The sequence below is a fragment of the Stenotrophomonas sp. TWI169 genome (assembly GCF_039674705.1).
GTDB classification, from domain to species: domain Bacteria; phylum Pseudomonadota; class Gammaproteobacteria; order Xanthomonadales; family Xanthomonadaceae; genus Stenotrophomonas; species Stenotrophomonas maltophilia_P.
Genome location: NZ_JBDJOB010000034.1, coordinates 1 through 16,914, shown reverse-complemented (window position 1 = coordinate 16,914; position 16,914 = coordinate 1). Strand labels below are relative to the sequence as shown.

At 65.4% G+C, this 16,914-nt stretch carries 15 protein-coding genes; 10 read left to right on the top strand and 5 right to left on the bottom strand.

All coding sequences use genetic code 11. The annotated features are described in order from the left end of the window. Window positions 1-4 precede the first annotated feature (4 nt). The 5 genes from ABE543_RS17915 to tssJ all read right to left on the bottom strand — a co-directional run bounded on the left by ABE543_RS17915 (window position 5) and on the right by tssJ (window position 6,357). Window positions 5-517 (bottom strand): hypothetical protein, encoded by a 513-nt coding sequence (locus tag ABE543_RS17915; protein WP_346475971.1) that lies wholly within the window; start codon window positions 515-517, stop codon window positions 5-7. Beyond that, window positions 514-3,381, bottom strand: coding sequence for a type VI secretion system Vgr family protein (locus tag ABE543_RS17910; RefSeq protein ID WP_346475970.1), 2,868 nt, complete (start codon window positions 3,379-3,381; stop codon window positions 514-516). The genes ABE543_RS17915 and ABE543_RS17910 overlap by 4 nt, the downstream gene beginning before the upstream one ends. 10 nt (window positions 3,382-3,391) lie before the next feature. Continuing rightward, window positions 3,392-4,186: a type IVB secretion system protein IcmH/DotU gene (gene icmH, locus ABE543_RS17905; RefSeq protein WP_181452092.1), complete on the bottom strand. Its 795-nt coding sequence runs from the start codon at window positions 4,184-4,186 to the stop codon at window positions 3,392-3,394. Further along, window positions 4,183-5,517, bottom strand: a complete 1,335-nt coding sequence (gene tssK, locus ABE543_RS17900; protein WP_053517623.1) for a type VI secretion system baseplate subunit TssK — start codon at window positions 5,515-5,517, stop codon at window positions 4,183-4,185. Before tssK ends, icmH begins: the two co-directional genes overlap by 4 nt. A 216-nt stretch (window positions 5,518-5,733) precedes the next feature. Beyond that, a complete protein-coding gene (tssJ, locus tag ABE543_RS17895; protein WP_053517622.1) occupies window positions 5,734-6,357 on the bottom strand; it encodes a type VI secretion system lipoprotein TssJ in 624 nt (207 codons plus the stop codon). 253 nt (window positions 6,358-6,610) lie between these two features. Here tssJ and ABE543_RS17890 point away from each other — a divergent pair, with 253 nt between their 5' ends. The 10 genes from ABE543_RS17890 to ABE543_RS17845 form a co-directional block, all read left to right on the top strand. Beyond that, complete coding sequence (locus ABE543_RS17890) at window positions 6,611-7,216, top strand: tetratricopeptide repeat protein (protein ID WP_227255495.1); 606 nt, start codon at window positions 6,611-6,613, stop codon at window positions 7,214-7,216. Between the two features lie 30 nt (window positions 7,217-7,246). Next, window positions 7,247-7,747, top strand: a complete 501-nt coding sequence (tssB, locus tag ABE543_RS17885; protein ID WP_053517620.1) for a type VI secretion system contractile sheath small subunit — start codon at window positions 7,247-7,249, stop codon at window positions 7,745-7,747. A gap of 3 nt (window positions 7,748-7,750) precedes the next feature. Beyond that, on the top strand, window positions 7,751-9,241 hold the full coding sequence (gene tssC, locus ABE543_RS17880; RefSeq protein ID WP_053517619.1) for a type VI secretion system contractile sheath large subunit: 1,491 nt from the start codon (window positions 7,751-7,753) through the stop codon (window positions 9,239-9,241). A gap of 146 nt (window positions 9,242-9,387) precedes the next feature. Beyond that, entirely contained in the window at window positions 9,388-9,885 is a 498-nt protein-coding gene (locus ABE543_RS17875; RefSeq protein WP_006465355.1) for a type VI secretion system tube protein Hcp, read from the top strand. Window positions 9,886-10,011: 126 nt separating this feature from the next. After that, window positions 10,012-10,500: a type VI secretion system baseplate subunit TssE gene (gene tssE, locus ABE543_RS17870; protein ID WP_180877011.1), complete on the top strand. Its 489-nt coding sequence runs from the start codon at window positions 10,012-10,014 to the stop codon at window positions 10,498-10,500. Beyond that, a complete protein-coding gene (gene tssF / locus ABE543_RS17865) occupies window positions 10,500-12,335 on the top strand; it encodes a type VI secretion system baseplate subunit TssF (RefSeq protein WP_053520395.1) in 1,836 nt (611 codons plus the stop codon). Before tssE ends, tssF begins: the two co-directional genes overlap by 1 nt. Next, complete coding sequence (gene tssG / locus ABE543_RS17860) at window positions 12,299-13,390, top strand: type VI secretion system baseplate subunit TssG (protein WP_346475969.1); 1,092 nt, start codon at window positions 12,299-12,301, stop codon at window positions 13,388-13,390. The genes tssF and tssG overlap by 37 nt, the downstream gene beginning before the upstream one ends. A gap of 66 nt (window positions 13,391-13,456) precedes the next feature. Beyond that, entirely contained in the window at window positions 13,457-16,210 is a 2,754-nt protein-coding gene (tssH, locus tag ABE543_RS17855; RefSeq protein ID WP_346475968.1) for a type VI secretion system ATPase TssH, read from the top strand. Between the two features lie 22 nt (window positions 16,211-16,232). Beyond that, window positions 16,233-16,583 carry a hypothetical protein gene (locus tag ABE543_RS17850; RefSeq protein WP_053520392.1) on the top strand — a complete coding sequence of 117 codons (351 nt, stop codon included), beginning with the start codon at window positions 16,233-16,235 and terminating at the stop codon, window positions 16,581-16,583. Window positions 16,584-16,704: 121 nt separating this feature from the next. Beyond that, the coding region (locus ABE543_RS17845; protein WP_346475967.1) for a hypothetical protein at window positions 16,705-16,914 on the top strand (210 nt) is incomplete at its 3' end.

Sequence of the window (16,914 nt, the reverse complement as noted above, 5' to 3'; positions counted from 1 at the left end):
CGTCCTATCGGGGCGTCAGCGTGCTCAGGGCCTGTGCGACATCAACGCCCTGGGGCAGACGGCGGGTGGAATCGAGCACCAGTACCCAGCGCTCCTCGTCGGGCTGCTGCTTGAGAAGGTAGCGTTTCAGCTCGACGGCAGCGTCGTCGTTGTATGGCGTGTCCTTGAAGGACAACTCAGCGATGTAGAGGACCACCTTGCCCGCCTCGACCCGCACACGCGCATCGCGGAGCGGGAAGTCAGCCGTGGCCGTCGCCTTTACGAGGAAATCCACCGGCGGCGCATCGTTGCGTGGGAGCAGCGGAAGCTGGTTCCACACGGCTTCGTTGGCAATCGGACGGTACTGGAAGCTGTAAACATGGAAACTGTGGGCATTGGAATGACTGACATACCCGGAATTCACGCGCAACGTACCTTGAGCGGTCTTGATGTCAGTGCTGCCGGTCGAATACTGCTGCGCATTGGCGGAGGGGCCCATGCACAATGCGAGCAGCAGCAGGAAGTGTCGGATGATCATGTTGATGACGGGGGTTCGTTGAGCAGTTCCAGGATCTGTTCGGACGTCAGGGCGCCGGTCGCATCGGCCGCGTCCAGGTTCCCGAGGAAGGGGTCGCTGCCGTCGCTGTCGGGTGTGTCGCCGTCATTCTCGGGTGGGCGGCCCGGCGCCGACACCAACATTTCCCAGGTGTCATCGCCAACCTCCAAGGTCAGCGGCCGACCCAGGCCATCGGCCATCACGCGGGGCAACCGACCGTCCTCACCGATGGTTCCGCTGGCGACCTGTTCGCCTTCGTTGTTGAAGATGCGGTAGGCCTTGTCCTTCCACCCCATTTCCGTGGCCAGTACATCGGCGCCTTCCAGCGCGAAGCGCAGGCTTTCCTTGAACGAGTACAGCCCACTGGGAAGTACCGGCATGGACGGCGCATCACTTCCCCCCCCCATGAACGGATGCTCGCCCGCCTTCACCTTGAACTCGCCCGGGCAGCTGAACGTGATGTTGCCGCCCTCCAGGGTGATCGCGCTGCTGCCGGCCTGCAGCACCACCTTGCTCTGTGCCAGCACATCGATGCGGTCATCGGTGGCGGTGATGGTCAGTGCCTGGTCGCTCAGCAGCTCCAGTTCGCCATCGTTGGCCTGCAGGCTGACCGGGCCCTGGGCGGCGATCACCCGAAGCGGGCCGCTCTGCGCGAACAGTGAGACGTGCTCGCCGGACACCGTGGCGATGGTCTCGCCTGCGCTGATGTGCAGATCCTGCTGCACCGTCATCTGCAGGTTCTGCCCGGCGTAGGCCACCGCGCTGGCTGGCGTGGTCCAGGCAATGTGGTGCGGTGCTTCGGCCAGCAGCAGCGGCTTGGCCAGACGCTCCACCGGCTGGTCGCCCGGGCTGCGGCCATCGCCGCCCGGCTTCATCGCGCTCTGTCCGTTGACCTCGCCTTCGTAGCGTCCCTGTGCCTGCGGATCGATCTGCTCGCGCAGCTGCTTCGTGCGCTCGAACTCGGTCAATCCGGGCACCTGCTGCTGGGCCAGGGTCTGCTGCATCTGCTCCAGGCTGCGCTCGGCGCCCTTGAGCTGCGCCACCACGCTGGCGTTGTCCATGACCGTGGAAGCGGCCCGCTCCTGCGCGCTGGCGGACAGCAGCAGGCCTTCGGCCGCATGCACGTTGCCCCAGCCCTGCGTGGCCAGCTCGAAGCCCTCGCCGCGCAGGGCGCCGCGGGCGGTGTTCTGGTGCGCGATCAGGTAGCCCAGCTCCAGCCGGCTGTCGGCCAGCGAGCTGTGCAGGCGCGTACGCAGCTGGCCCGGCGTGTCATCGATCACCCATTGCTGGGTGCCGCTGCCGTCATGGGCCTGGGTGTGCAGGCCGCTGAGTACGCCGGGATGGCGCGCGTTCTCATCGATGCCGCCGCCGAAGGGTGGGGCGACCTCACCGTTGTAGAGCTGGCCGGTGACGCGCGGCTGGTCGATGTCACCGTGCAGGAATTCCACCAGCACTTCGCTGCCGATGCGCGGCAGGAAGGCCGTGCCCCAGTTCGGGCCGGCCACCCATTCGGCCACCGACACCCAGCTGCCGCTGGTGTGGTCGCCGGGCGCATGGCCGGTCTGGGCGCTGCCGGTGTCGGTCAGACCGCCCGGATTGGGCTGGCTGCCGCGCTGCCAGCCGAACTGGATGCGCACCTGGTGTTCGCGGTTCGGGCTGACGGCCGCATTGGCCACACCCACCACGCGTGCGGTCTGCGGGCCATGCAGGGTGGGGCGGTCCTGCGGCAGGGCGCGCAGCGGCACCCCGGCGCCGGTGGCGAGGAAGGCGTTGCGGTAGGCGCCGCGCTCCAGATCGGTACTGCCGAGCAGCTCGGCGATGCCCTGGTCCAGATTGTTGACGGCGACATGCTGCACGGCCAGCAGCTGGAAGCGCTGGCCCTCATGCTGCGGATGCTGGGCCAGGCTGAAGGTGCTGCCTGCGGCCAGCTGGCGCTCGCTGCCGCTGCCGCTGTACAGCACCTGGCCAACGCGCAGTGCGTCCAGCCGCGCCTGCGCTTCGGCGTCGGCCCAGGCGGGCTGGGCGAAGCGGCCGGCACGCGGCTGCACATAGACCTCCAGCGCGGGCAGGGTGCCGGCATCGGCACTGGACTGCGCCGCCACGGCATTGACCTGTTCGCTGTGCCAGCTGGCGACGGTACTGGCGTTGGGCACCAGCTGCTGGCGTTCGGCGAAGGCAGTGATGCCATCGCTGCTCTCGGCCATGTCGGCGCGATGGAAACGCACGCGGCCCACATCGGGCAGTTCGGCGCCGGGCTCGAACACCACCAGGGTGTGGGCGGCATCGCCCTCCTGCGCCTGCTCGATGCGCCAGGCCAGGCCAGCCTCGGACAGCAGGCGGGTGACGAAGGCCCAGTCGGTTTCGCGGTACTGGGTAGTGATCGCGCGGGCCGGCAACTGGGCCTGCACGTCGAAGCGGAAGGCGGCCTGCGGGTAGTCGGCGAAGATCTGCTCGCAGATCGCGCGGGTGTCCTGGTCCTGGAAAATCACTGCGTTGCGGCGAAGGCGCAGCAGGGCGGTCCAGGGTTCGAGGGTGAGCCGGTAGCGGGCCAGCCCGCCGTCGCTTCCCAGCTGCGCCGCCTCGGTGCACAGCCCGTGCCACTGCCGCAGCGCGCCATCGGCCTGGCGCAGCTGCAGGGTCAGCGGCTGCTCCAGCCACGGTTCCAGTTCCAGGAACGCATCGGTGGCCAGGCAGTCGATCTGCAGGCGGTTGTCACCGCACACCGATTCGGTGCCTTCAAACCGCTCGACCACAAGGCCCTCGTCGGGGCCCTTGAGCTGGATCAGGCGATCCCGATGCGACAGCGAGGCGAGGGAAGCAAGCAGCGTGGAGCGCGAGATGTCCATATCGTCAGGCTCATGGGAGGGTGATCGTAATGTGGGCGGTGCGCTCAGGCATCTGCACCACGTCGTTGTAGGCGGCCAGCTGCTGACGGGTTTCGTGTCCGAGGTAGGCGCGCATGCCGAAGAACGCGACGATGCCGAAGCAGCCGACAACCACGGCCGGCAGCCACAGCGGCACGACCCGGCGCAGGCCATGGCGCACGTTGTCGGGCGGCAGCGCGTGCGGGGCGAAGCCGTGGCGCTTGCCCTTCAGGTAGACGATCTCGTCACCCAGGCGCGCGGTCAGATAGCCCAGCTTCTCGGTGCCTTCGATACGGTACTTGCCCTCGAAGCCCATCAGCAGGCAGTAGTGATAGACCTCCAGCGACGGCAGGCGCGCCGCGCCCTGGCGGCGCAGTTCTTCCAGCCGGTCGAAGAAGTGCTCGCCGGCGAGGTGCTCGCCGAACAGGCGCAACTGCAGCGGATTGCGTTCCCAGGTTTCGTGCAGCGGCGACGGCTGCGACAGGATCGCCTCATCCACCGCGGCGCAGAACGCGTATTTGGCGGCGTAGACATCTTCGGACGCCACGCCAAGCCGCATCGCGTTGCGTTCGACGCCATCGAGGAACTTCTGCACCGTCTGCACGAAGCCCTCTGCGTCGTGCGGCAACTGGCCACGCTTGAGCAGAAGCAGCAGGTAGAAGCCGTCGGACATCAGATCCTGCAGGCTCTGCGGATTGGCCGCCTGCGGCGTCGGATTGACCATCGCGCCATTGGCGGTCAGCGACGGCATCGGGCCCGGGGTCGGGGGCAGGGGGGAATTCATCATGAGGTCACCGCCACAAGTTCCATCTTCAGCTCGGCAATGCCGGCCGGCACATAGATCATCACCGACTGCGCCTTGAGCATGCGCTCATACAGCGCACCGCGCGAATCAAATTCGAAGTAATGGCTGCCCGGGCGCACCGGGATCGCTGCCGGCACCTGCGCGGCGTGGGTAAGCTTCACGCCTGGCAGTGCGGACAGCACGCACTTCTCGACGTCGTCCGGCGCGCCGACCTTGAAGCGCACCGGGACGCTCTGGATCAGCTCCTGCGCCGGCAGCGAGGCGGAGACGGACAGGTAGAACGAGGCATTCCCGTCGATCCGCTGCGAGTCCAGCCGACCGAGGTGGTAGGACGGCTTGACCTCGTTCAGCGCGATCTTGAAGTAGCGCGTGGAGATCACCGTATCCAGCAGTGCCCGCACGATCTCCAGCAGCTTGCGGAACGAAGCTTCCGGCTGGTCGTGGCGGTACACCGGCAGGTCGCCCAGCTGGTAGGCGTTGGAGAAGGTCAGCAGTGCGCCCGCCATGCGCAGCAGTTCCTGGTGCAGGCGCTCGGGATGCAGCTGCGGATGATGCAGCAGATGGGCCAGCGCGCTGAAGGAACTGTTGATCGTATGCAGCAGCCAGAACGACGCGATGTCGCCCGAGCGGAATTCGATGATGTTCTGCGACGTCTGCCGATGCAGCCCGTACAGCGCATCGACCTTGGCCTGCAGCGCATCGAGCACCGCACGCAGTTCACGATGCAGGAACGGCGAGGCCTGCAGCTGCGCGCAGGGCGGGATGAACTCATCGTCCAGCTCGAAGCCGCCGCTGGAGGTGCGGCGCACACGCGCCACCGGCACGGTGGCATAGGCATCACGGGGCTGGTCGTCGGTAAGCAGCTTCACCGCCTTGCTCAGGTAGGCCAGTTCGGCCTCCACCGCATCGGTGAACAGGTCCTGCGTATCGCGGTTGGCCTGCCGATAGCGCGCAAGCACCGTGCCTTCCGCATCGGTGCAGTTGGCGCCGTCATCGCGCAGCAGCGGAAGTGCCAGGTAGATCACCGTGGACTGCACGCCAGGCGGCAGATCCTGCAGCGACACCGCGTCCGGCAGGCTGTCGTGGGCGGGGGCATCGTAGGTTTCGCCATCAGGAAACACCGCCGACAGATCGAGCGGCCTCAACGTGCCGCCGGACAAGGCATGGGGGTCGAAACGCACGCGGCGCGCGCCCCACGCGTACGGGTGCAGCGTCTGCGAAAGATCCTGCAGCCGTGCCTCGTGATATGCGTCCTGGCGCTGGAAATGCTGGGGCCGCAGGAACAGCCCTTCACCCCAGAGAACCTTCGACATCCTGCTTACATAAGCCACATTCAATCCTTGGAAATACCTTGAAAGGTTGCCCCTTGGGGGGCCGGTTCCGCCGTCCTCGCGTTCCGCTGCGGCGAAGGCCCTGCCTTGCAATGTGAAAGTGTGAATCACATCGCACATTGATTGCGGCGGGGCAAACGTTGCGCGGAAGATACTATCGCATTGCGGCAATTTGAGTGCCAGAATTCCGACGCGGTCCTATTTCGCGCCTGCACAGCGGATCGAGGCAAGACTGCCCGGATCGCCGGAAAGTCGTGTGAGCAGGGCCTTGCTGTCGCTGGTCAGGGCACAGGCGTGGACACCGATGGTCACACCGTCCTGCGGCAGGGTCTTGCCCTTGGTGTCGAACGCGAGCCGCCAGCGGTTCTCGGCGGGGGCGCGGAACAGGGCGACCACGCCCAGCACTGCACTTCCTTCACTCAGCTGCTCGGACAATTCCTGCCGGGCCCCGGGGGTCAGCACCACCTCATTGACCGACAGCAGGTCGGCACCGAGGGCGGCCTGCTCTCCGGCCTGGTCCAGGAATGCGTTGAAGGGCGCCTGTTCGAACCGTTGCAGGCTGCGCAGGTGGTAGACCTTGACCACCGCCGCGCTCGCCCGCTTGTCGTTGCCGGCATTGAGGTTGGTGCCGGCATACAGGCGCAATGGGACGGTCGGTGGCGCTTTCGGCTTTTCCTCGCGGATCCCGACGGCCTGCAGCGTCTTGTCCATCGCTTTCCCGAGCTTGCTGTCGCTGGCGCAACCGGCAAGGGAACCCGAAACAATGAAGGAGAAAATCGTGACGGATATCACGCGGCGAAATGAGGAGAGTTGCGCATTCATCTGGAGTCGGCGGGCTCGAAGGGCGGGGTGAAAGTCACGTATGCAACGGATTTCGCTCGCGGATATCACATTGGAATGTGAAGAATGTGTCTATCAAAACCGCCACATTCTTGACGAAATTCACTATACCGATGCGTATTCGCGAATGTACACTGCCGCCGACAGGGGCAGGAATCCCGTGCGGTGTATCGGCGGCGATTCGGCTTCCTTTAGGAACTAATTTCGACGAGGGATCACTATGGAAGTGAAGGCAATGGGGAAGGCTGTCTACCGGCCGATGTTCGCGCTGATGTTGCTGTCGGGCCTGGCGGCCTGCTCATCGGCACCGAAGAAGGCCGAGGTCGTGCCGTTCGAAACGACGCTGAGCAATGCCGAAGCACAGGTCACCACCGGTGGCGCGGATGCCGCCATCAGCGCATTCGAGGAAGCGGCGAAGGCCGATCCGACGCGCAAGGAGCCGTGGGTGCGCATCGCTCAGCTGCAGTTCGACCAGGGCCAGTATGCCCGCGCCATTGTGGCTGCCGAGGAAGTGCTGCAGCGCGATCCCAGCGATCTGGTCGCCGATGGCGTGATCACGGTGGCCGGTTTCCGCATTGCCAACCAGTCGCTGACCCGCCTGCAGGGGCGCGGCGCGCTGGCTTCCGATACTGCCCGCAAGGAAGCGCAGACCCTGGCTACCACCCTGCGCAACACCATGGGTGATGCCATTCTCGATCCGGCGCCCAAGCCGAAGCCGCGCAGCCGCGCCCGTGCCGGCCGTGCCGCCGCGCCCGCCGCTGCCGCACAGCCCGCTGCACAGCCGGCCAAGCCCGCTGCCCGCTCGAACAACTCCGATCCGTTCCAGAACATCGGCAACTGATCCGGACCCGGCCCCAGTCAGGAGACACACATGGCCAAGAAGGAAAGCATCCAGAAGCGGCTGCAGAAGATCCGCCCGCCGCGCGTCCAGCTCACCTACGATGTCGAGAAGGGTGACGCGATCGAGCAGAAGGAACTGCCGTTCGTGGTCGGCGTGATGGGCGATTTCAGCGGCAACCCGGAGCAGCCGCTGCCCAAGGTCAAGGATCGCAAGTTCGTCAGCGTCGACATGGACAACTTCGACGAAGTGATGGAAGGCATCGCCCCGCGTGCGGTCTATCGCGTGCCGAACAAGATCAGCGACGAAGGTGGCGAATTCGGCGTCGAGCTGAAGTTCAATTCCATCGATGACTTCCGTCCCGAGGCGGTGGTCCAGCAGATCGAGCCGTTGCGGCGCCTGCTCGAGTCGCGCACCAAGCTCGCCGACCTGCGCAACAAGCTGGCCGGCAACGAGAAGCTGGAAGACCTGCTGACCGATGTGCTCAACAACACCGAGCAGCTGAAGAAGCTCGGCGTGACCAAGGAGGACTGACCGATGTCAGCCGAAGCCAGCCCGTTGGCCACGCAGGCCGCCGTTGCCGAAGACGTCGGCCTGCTCGACCAGATCGTCGAGAAGAGCAAGGTCGCCAAGTCGAAGACCGAGCATGACCGCGCCAAGGACATCATCGCCGCGCTGGCGAAGGAAGTCCTGGACGGCACCGTGGTCGTCTCCGACAACCTCAACCTCACCCTCGATGCGCGCATCGCCGAGATCGACCGGATCATCTCCGAGCAGCTCAGCGCCGTCATGCATGCCGAACCGTTCCAGAAGCTGGAAGGCAGCTGGCGAGGCCTGCATTACCTGTGCCAGCAGACCTCCACCGGCCCGAACATGAAGATCAAGGTCTTCAATTCGCCGCAGAAGGATCTGGTGAAGGATTTCAAGTCGGCCATCGACTTCGACCAGAGCGCGCTGTTCAAGAAGGTCTACGAAGAAGAGTTCGGCACCTTCGGTGGCGCGCCGTTCGGCGCACTGATCGGCGACTACTTCCTCGGCCGCCAGCCGGAGGACATGTACTTCATCGAGCAGATGTCGCACGTGGCTGCCGCCGCGCACGCGCCGTTCATTTCGGCAGCGAGTGAAGGCATGTTCGGCCTGGAAACCTTCACCGATCTGGGCAAGCCGCGCGACCTGGCCAAGGTGTTCGACACGGTCGAGTACGCGAAGTGGAAGTCGTTCCGCGAGAGTGAGGACAGCCGCTATGTCGGTCTGACCATGCCGCGCTTCCTCGGCCGTCTGCCCTACAACCCGAAGGATGGCACCACCGTCGAAGGCTTCAACTTCGTCGAGGAGATCGAAGCGGCCGACCACAGCAAGTTCCTGTGGTGCAACACCGCCTATGCGATGGGTGCGCGCCTGACCCAGGCCTTCGAGAACTTCGGCTGGTGCGCGGCAATCCGTGGCGTGGAAGGTGGCGGCCTGGTCGAGGACCTGCCGACCCATACCTTCCGCACCGATGATGGCGAAGTCGCGCTGAAGTGCCCGACGGAAGTGGCCATCACCGACCGTCGTGAAAAGGAACTCAGTGACCTCGGCTTCATGCCGCTGGTGCACTGCAAGAACACCGACTACGCCGCGTTCTTCGGCGCACAGTCGGCACAGAAGCCGAAGAAGTACAACACCGATTCGGCCAACGCCAACGCGATCCTGTCTGCCCAGCTGCAGTACATTTTCGCGGTGTCGCGCATCGCCCATTACCTCAAGGCGATGATGCGCGAGAAGATCGGCAGCTTCGCATCGGCGGGCAACGTCGAGGAATTCCTGAACCGGTGGATCGCCCAGTACGTGCTGCTGGACGACAACGCATCGCAGGAAGCCAAGGCCCAGTTCCCGTTGCGCGAGGCATCTGTGCAGGTTTCGGAGGTGCCGGGCAAGCCTGGTGTCTACCGCGCGGTGGCCTTCATCAGGCCGCATTTCCAGCTCGATGAGCTGTCTGTTTCGTTGCGTCTGGTCGCCGAACTGCCGGCGTCCGCGAAAAAGTCGTAACGGTTTGCTGTAACTGAAGCGTCCAGGGGAGTCCGCTCCCCGGATTGCAGTGACGCTTATTTCAAGAGGGCGCAGCCCCCCTTAACCGCCAGGCCCCCGCCTGGCACATCAAATCTCACGGAAGAACGGAATTTAGGAGACCAGATATGCAGCACGCTTTCCTCTCGATTGACACCATCAAGGGCGAGTCGCACGACGACAAGCACAAGGACTGGATTGAAATCCAGTCGTTCTCGCAGGACCTGTTGCAGCCGCGTTCGGCCACCGCGTCGACCTCCGGCGGCACCACCGCTGCCCGCGTGAACCTGTCCCCGATCGAAATCACCAAGTCGATCGACCTCGCCTCCACGGCCCTGAACCAGGCCGCCTCCAACGGCACCACCTTCCCGAAGGCGCAGATCCAGTTCATGCGCGCCGACAAGGACGGCAACGCGATCAATTACTACACGGTCGAGCTGCTGAACGTGCTGGTCCACCGCGTCACCACGACGGTGGACAAGGAAGGCATGCCGCAGGAAGTTGTTCAGCTGAGCTTCGGCGCCATCAAGTGGACTTACCAGCAGCAGAAGCCGGAAGGCGGCGTTGGTGGCAAGACCGTGGCGCAGTGGAGCGCAACCAAGAACATCCCGAACTACACCGTGTGATGTTGTGTCACTGCGATGGCGCCTCGTGCGCCATCGCAGTCTGATCGTCGGGCAGGGCCAGGAACGGCCCTGTCTCTGCCGCACCGCTGCCGCCCGCACGGATGCCGAACCTGAGTGGATCGACCAATGAAGGGACTCGAACCCAGCCTGCTGGAAAAACTGTTCGACGACGCCCCCAAGCAGCCGGGCGCCGGGCCGGTATTCAAGTCCGTCTCGCTGGAGCAGTACAAGGAATCCATTGCCCGTGACCTGGAAGGGCTGCTGAATTCGCGCGCCGCGTTCCAGGAAGGCGACATGAAGGAGTTCCCCAACTGCCGGCAGTCGCTGCTGACCTACGGGCTGGCCGATTTCTCCGCGATGAGCCTGGCCAACGCCTATGATCGCGCCGCCATCTGCCGCTCCCTGGAGCAGGCCGTGGCGCGACACGAGCGCCGGCTCCGCAACGTCAACGTGCACCTGGACGCCGGCAATCAGTTTGCCGGCGGCCTGCACTTCACCATCCATGCGCTGCTGGATCTGGAACCGGCGCGCGAGCCGGTCAGCTTCGACGCGATGCTGCAGCCCTCGACCCTGCAGTACCAGGTCACCCGCGCACGTCGCACGCAGGCCGGCTGATGCAGGACCTGCTTCCTTATTACGAACGCGAACTGGCCTATCTCCGTCGTTACGGACGCGAGTTCGCTGAGCGTTACCCGAAGATTGCCGGCCGCCTGCAACTGTCCGCGGAGGGCAGCCAGGACCCGCATGTCGAGCGGCTGATCGAAGCGTTCGCGCTGCTCAGTGCCCGCGTTTCCAAGCGCATCGAGGACGACTATCCCGAGTTCACCGACGCGCTGCTGGATGTGCTCTATCCACATTACCTGCGCCCGTTCCCGTCGTGCTCGATCGCCCACTTCGACATGGAAGGGGTAGCCTCCAAACTGAGCGCGCCGGTGCGCGTACCCCGCGGTACCGCCCTGCAGAGCCGCCCCGTGCGTGGCGTTCCGTGTGATTTCCGCACCGCCTACGACGTGGTCCTGGCACCGGTCGGGGTACAGCAGGTGGTCTACCGCAGTGTCGCCGATGCACCGATGGCCACGACGCTGCCGGCGGGCACCGGCGGCCAGATCTCGCTGGGCTTCCAGCTGCTGTCCGATCAGCTCGGCTTCGGCCAGCTGGGCACCGATCAGCTTCGCCTGTTCCTGGATGGCGAGCCGTCGGTGCGGGCCGCTCTGCGCGATGCGCTGATGCTCGGGGTAAAGGCGGCCTATGTCGAATCCGATGGCGATGGCCGCTGGCGACGCCTGGAAAAGGTCCCCCTGAGCCCGGTGGGCTTTGCCGAGGATGAGGCGCTGATCGACTTCCCGGCGCGCTCGCATCCGGCGTACCGGCTGCTGACCGAGCTGTTCGCCTATCCGGAGAAGTTCGGATTCGTCGATCTGCACCTGCCCACAGTGACCGCCGGCGCCAGCCGTCGTTTCACGCTTCACCTGGTGCTGCATGCGCAGGGCCAGGACCGGGGCAACACGATGGTGCTGGAGGAACTGGGTACGCACAACGTGCGCCTGGGCTGCACCCCCATCGTCAACCTTTTCAGGACCAGTGGCGAGCCGATCCGCGTCACCCATCGCACGGTCAACTATCCGGTGCTGGCCGACGCGCGTCGCGCCTTCGCCTACGAGGTGCACTCGATCGACTCGGTGCACCGCATCCGGCAGACACCGCAGGGCGAACTGATCCAGGCCTTCCGTCCGTTCTACTCGCTGCATCACGGTGAAGATCCGGAGCGGACCGGTCAGTACTGGGTGGCACGTCGTGACGAGGATGTCGCACGGCAGAGCCCCGGATTCGAGACGGAGATCAGCTTCGTCGACCTGTCATTCAATCCGGTGCTTCCGCAGACCGACACGGTCAGCCTGGAGCTGACCTGCAGCAACCGCGATCTGCCCAACCAGCTGGCGTTCGGTGTGGCCGGTGGTGACCTGAACATCGAGGGCGGCAGCCCGGCCAGGGCGATCAGCCTGCTGCGCAAGCCGACCAAACCGCTGCGTTTCCGCCATGGCCGCAATGCGCAGTGGCGCCTGATCTCGCACCTGTCGTTGAACCAGCTGTCACTGACCGCCAGCGGCCTGCCAGCGCTGAAGGAGATGCTGCGTCTGTACGACCTGTCCGGCAGCAATGTTTCCGCTCGCCAGATCGACGGCATCCTTGAGCTGCAGCAGACCCCGACCACCACCTGGATGCATGGTCGCCAGTTCGCTTCGGTGGTGCGTGGCCTGGAGATCCGCCTGACGATCAATGAAGCCCACTTCGTGGGTACCGGTGTGGCCGCCTTTGCCCAGGTGATGGACCACTTCTTCGCACTTTACGTGCATGCCAACAGCTTTACCCGTCTGGTGCTGGTTTCCGGCGACAGCGGGGAGGAGATCGTCCGATGCCCAGCGCGCAGCGGCGAATCGATCCTGGCGTAGCCCAGCAGCTGCTCACCGAGCCCCACCGCTTCCAGTTCTTCCAGGCGGTGCGGTTGCTTGAGCAGGTGTTCCAGCGGCAAGGCGTCAAGCCCGGCCAGGCCGTGCCGATGCGCGCGCGCTTCTGCAACTCGCTGTCGCTGGGCTTCCCGGCCACCGAGTTGTCCGCGGAGGGTGAGGTCTACTCGCTGAAGGGCGAGCGGCTGGAGGGGCGCGAGGCCATCGAGCAGGCGCTGCACGGCGAGGAACTGGCCGAGGTCCACCTGACTCCGCAGTTCATGGGCCTGCTGGGCACCGCTGGCGCATTGCCGCTGCATTACACCGAGACCCTGCAGCTGCGCGAGTTGTACCAGCGCGACCGCACCGCGCGCGCGTTCCTGGACATCTTCTCCACACGCGCCGTATCGCTGCACTACGCGGCGTGGAAGAAGCATCGGCTGGCGCTGCAGTACGAACTGGATCGCCGCGAGCGCTTCCTGCCGCTGGTGCTCTCGCTGCTCGGCATGGGCATGAGCGAGCTGCGCGATCGCCTGCACGAGGGCGAGGGCGAGATCTTCGATCAGGCCGTTGCCTATTACGCCGGTGCCGTGCGCCAGCGCCCCGTATCGGCCGTGCTGATGCAGCGCATCCTGTCGGACTATTTCCAGGTGCCGTTGCACCTGGAGCAGTTTGTCGGCGCGTGGTACCGGGTGCCTGCCGGTCAGGCAACGCGGCTGGGCCAGGCCAATGCGGTGCTGGGGGCGAGTGCCCTGGCTGGCGATCGCGTCTGGCAGCGAGACCTGCGCATGCGACTGCGCATCGGGCCGCTGCGGCGCGATCAGTTCGACGCCTTCCTGCCGGGTGGCAGTGCGGCCGAAGCCCTGTCCAAGTGGTTGTCGTTGTTGACCGGCGGCGTTCTCGAGTACGAAGTGCGGCTGGTGCTGCGCGCCGAGGATGTGCAGGGCAGCGCCCTCGGCAGCGGCGGCGGCGCTCGGCTGGGCTGGGACAGCTACATGTGCACCCAGGCGCAGACCACATCGCGTGAGGACACCACCTATGGCATCCACACGCTGCAATGACAACCCGCCGCAGGCGTCCGTGCCTGCGGTCCTCGAACGGTTCCAGCAAGGAGTGCGTGTTTCCGCATGAGCATCAACCTCAAGACCCTGATCAGCAAGCTGGACGACACCTGCCGCCAGGCGGCCGAGCGGGCCGCGAACCTGTGCATGGCGCGCGGCAACTATGAGGTGGACCTGGAGCATCTGTTCCTGGCCCTGCTCGAGCAGCCGCAGAGCGATTTCGTGTTGATTGCCCGTCGCAGCGGCATCCTGCCGGAATCGCTGGAGCGTGATCTCAACGATGAGATCAGTCAGTTCAAGACCGGCAACGGCCGCACGCCGGTGTTTTCCCAGCACATTCCCAAGCTGTTCGAGCACGCCTGGCTGATCGCCTCGCTGGACTCGGAAACTACCCGCATCCGTAGCGGCCATCTGCTGCTGGCGCTGCTGACCGAGCCGGACCTGGCGCAGTTGGCCTACCGTGGCTCGAAGCTGTTCGTGCGTTTCAAGCGCGAAGAGCTCAAGCACGACTTCGCCAAGCTCACCGAGGGCTCGCAGGAGGCGGTGCAGACCGTCCGCTTCGCCGATGCCTCGGCGAAGGAAGAGGGCGGTGAGGGCGAGGAAGCCGTATCCGGCGAGGCCAAGGGTGGGTTGTCCAAGACGCCGGCCCTGGACCAGTTCACCACCAACCTGACCCAGCGCGCCCGTGAGGGCAAGATCGACCCGGTGATCGGCCGTGATGGCGAGATCCGCCAGGTGATCGACATCCTGATGCGTCGCCGCCAGAACAACCCGATCCTCACCGGCGAAGCCGGCGTGGGCAAGACCGCCGTGGTCGAAGGTCTCGCCCGGCGCATTGCCGACAAGGACGTGCCGGAGGTGTTGCAGGGTGTCGAGCTGCACACGCTGGACATGGGGCTGCTGCAAGCGGGTGCCAGCGTCAAGGGCGAGTTCGAGAACCGCCTGAAGAACGTGATCGACGAGGTCAAGAAGAGCCCGCATCCGATCATCCTGTTCATCGATGAAGCGCACACGATGATCGGTGCCGGGGGCACCGCCGGCCAGAACGATGCGGCGAACCTGCTCAAGCCGGCGCTGGCCCGCGGTGAGCTGCGCACGATCGCGGCGACCACCTGGAGCGAGTACAAGAAGTACTTCGAGAAGGACGCGGCGCTGGCCCGCCGCTTCCAGGTGGTCAAGGTTGAAGAGCCCAGTGAAGTGCTGGCCGCAGCGATGCTGCGCGGCATGGTCGGGTTGATGGAGTCGCACTTCAACATCCGCGTGCTGGACGAAGCGGTGACCGAAGCCGTGCGTCTGTCGCACCGTTACATCAGTGGTCGCCAGCTGCCGGACAAGGCTGTCAGCGTCCTAGATACCGCCTGCGCGAAGGTCGCGCTTGGACAGAGCGCCACGCCTGCGATCATCGAAGACACCCGCAAGCACCTGGATCGCCTGCAGGCGGAAATCAGCGCGCTGCAGCGCGAAACCGCAGGGGGCAGTGCACAGCACAGCGAGCGCCTGGACGAGCTGCATGCCCAGCAGGCGGAAGCGCAGGCGGTGCTGGCCAGCAATGAGGAGCGCCTCACCCGCGAGCGCGAACTGGCAGGCCGCATTGCCGCGCTGCGCCAGCAGATGGAGCAGGGCCAGGCACAGGCGGCCGATGGCGAAGCGCCCAGCGATGACGGTGAAGGCGACGTCGCCGTGGCCAAGCCGGCCACCAAGCGCGGCAAGGCCAAGCCGGAACTGTCGCCGCAGCATGCTGAACTGGCGCGACTGCAGGCCGAGCTGCGCGAGCTGCAGGGCGAGACGCCGATGGTCCCGCTGCAGGTCGACGGAACCGTGGTCGCGGAGATCGTGTCGGCATGGACCGGCGTGCCGCTGGGCCGCATGGTCAAGGACGAGATCCGTACCGTGCGCACGCTCGGAAACCTGCTGGTCGAGCGCGTGATCGGACAGGACCACGCGCTGGATGCGATCGCCCAGCGCGTGCGCACCGCCACGGCCAAACTGGAAGACCCGAACAAGCCACGCGGTGTTTTCATGTTCGTCGGCCCCTCCGGTGTCGGCAAGACCGAGACCGCGCTGGCGTTGGCTGACATCCTCTATGGTGGTGAGCGCAAGCTGATCACCATCAACATGAGCGAATACCAGGAAGCGCACAGCGTGTCCGGGCTGAAAGGCTCGCCGCCGGGCTACGTCGGTTACGGCGAAGGCGGCGTGCTGACCGAAGCCGTGCGCCGCAACCCTTACAGCGTGGTGCTGCTTGACGAGGTGGAGAAAGCCCATCCCGACGTGCTGGAGATGTTCTTCCAGGTCTTCGACAAGGGCGTGATGGATGATGCGGAAGGCCGCGAAATCGACTTCCGCAATACCCTCATCATCCTGACCTCCAACATCGGCTCCTCGCAGATCATGCAGGCCTGCCTGAACAAGCCGGCCGAGGAGATTCCGGCGGCCGACGCGCTCGCCGACGCGCTGCGCCCGGTGCTGATGCGCAGCTTCAAGCCGGCCTTCCTCGGCCGCCTCAAGGTCGTACCGTACTACCCGATCAACGATGACGTGCTTGCGCGGATCATCACGCTCAAGCTCGGTCGCATCCGCGACCGCGTCATTGCCAACCACAAGGCCACCTTCAGCTGGGACGACAGTCTGGTGGAGGCCGTGCTTGCGCGTTGCACCGAAGTGGACTCAGGTGCCCGCAACGTTGACCACATCCTCAATGGAACCTTGCTGCCAGAAATCGCCGAGAGCGTGCTGGCGGCGATGGCCGAGGGGAACCGGATCAACGCCATCAAGGTCACCGCCGGCAAGAAGGGTGACTTCAAATACAAAGTGTCTTGACACTGAGCAAATGGAGAAGGCAATGGAATTCTATGGATTCGACCGCGAAGCGGCTCTCAACCACTGTGACAGCCTGGAACTCGGCCTTGGCCGTGAGCTGGACCGTGTGCGTGCCTGGAACCGGCTGCGCCCCGAACATGTGATCGAGCTGCTGGAGACCGCGGTGCCCGCTGCCCGCCAGGATGCCCGCAACGTGGCCGCGCAGATCAGCCGCGGTTCCTGGCGCATCCACATGGATGCCCCGGTCGTGGGCAAGCCGCAGCTGGTGAGCAACGTGCGCGAACTGCAGATCACGGCCGGTGGACGCGATTACCGCCTGAAGATCAGCGAAGGCGTCCGCCTGCAGCTGGAAGAAATCGTCCAGGCCGCCTGATGATCGTGTGAGTTTGTCGCCCCGCACAGGGGCGCAGGCCACGCGGAAGCGGGAACCGGAGGAAGCCGATGCGCACGCCGCATGCAGACCACCTTGAAGCACGGGAAGTCGGGGAATCACCATGGACCTGGTAAACAACCTGCGGGCAGCGCTGGCCGGCCCATCGCATGCACAGCGCTTCCTGCGGCTGCACACCTCGCTGGGGAGCGACGTGCTGGTGGCCGAAACGCTGGATGGCGTCGAACAGATCGACGGCATCGGTTTCCAGTGGACGATCACGGCGCTGTCGCTGGATGCGGGCCTGCCGCTGGGCCCGCTGATCGGGCAGGGC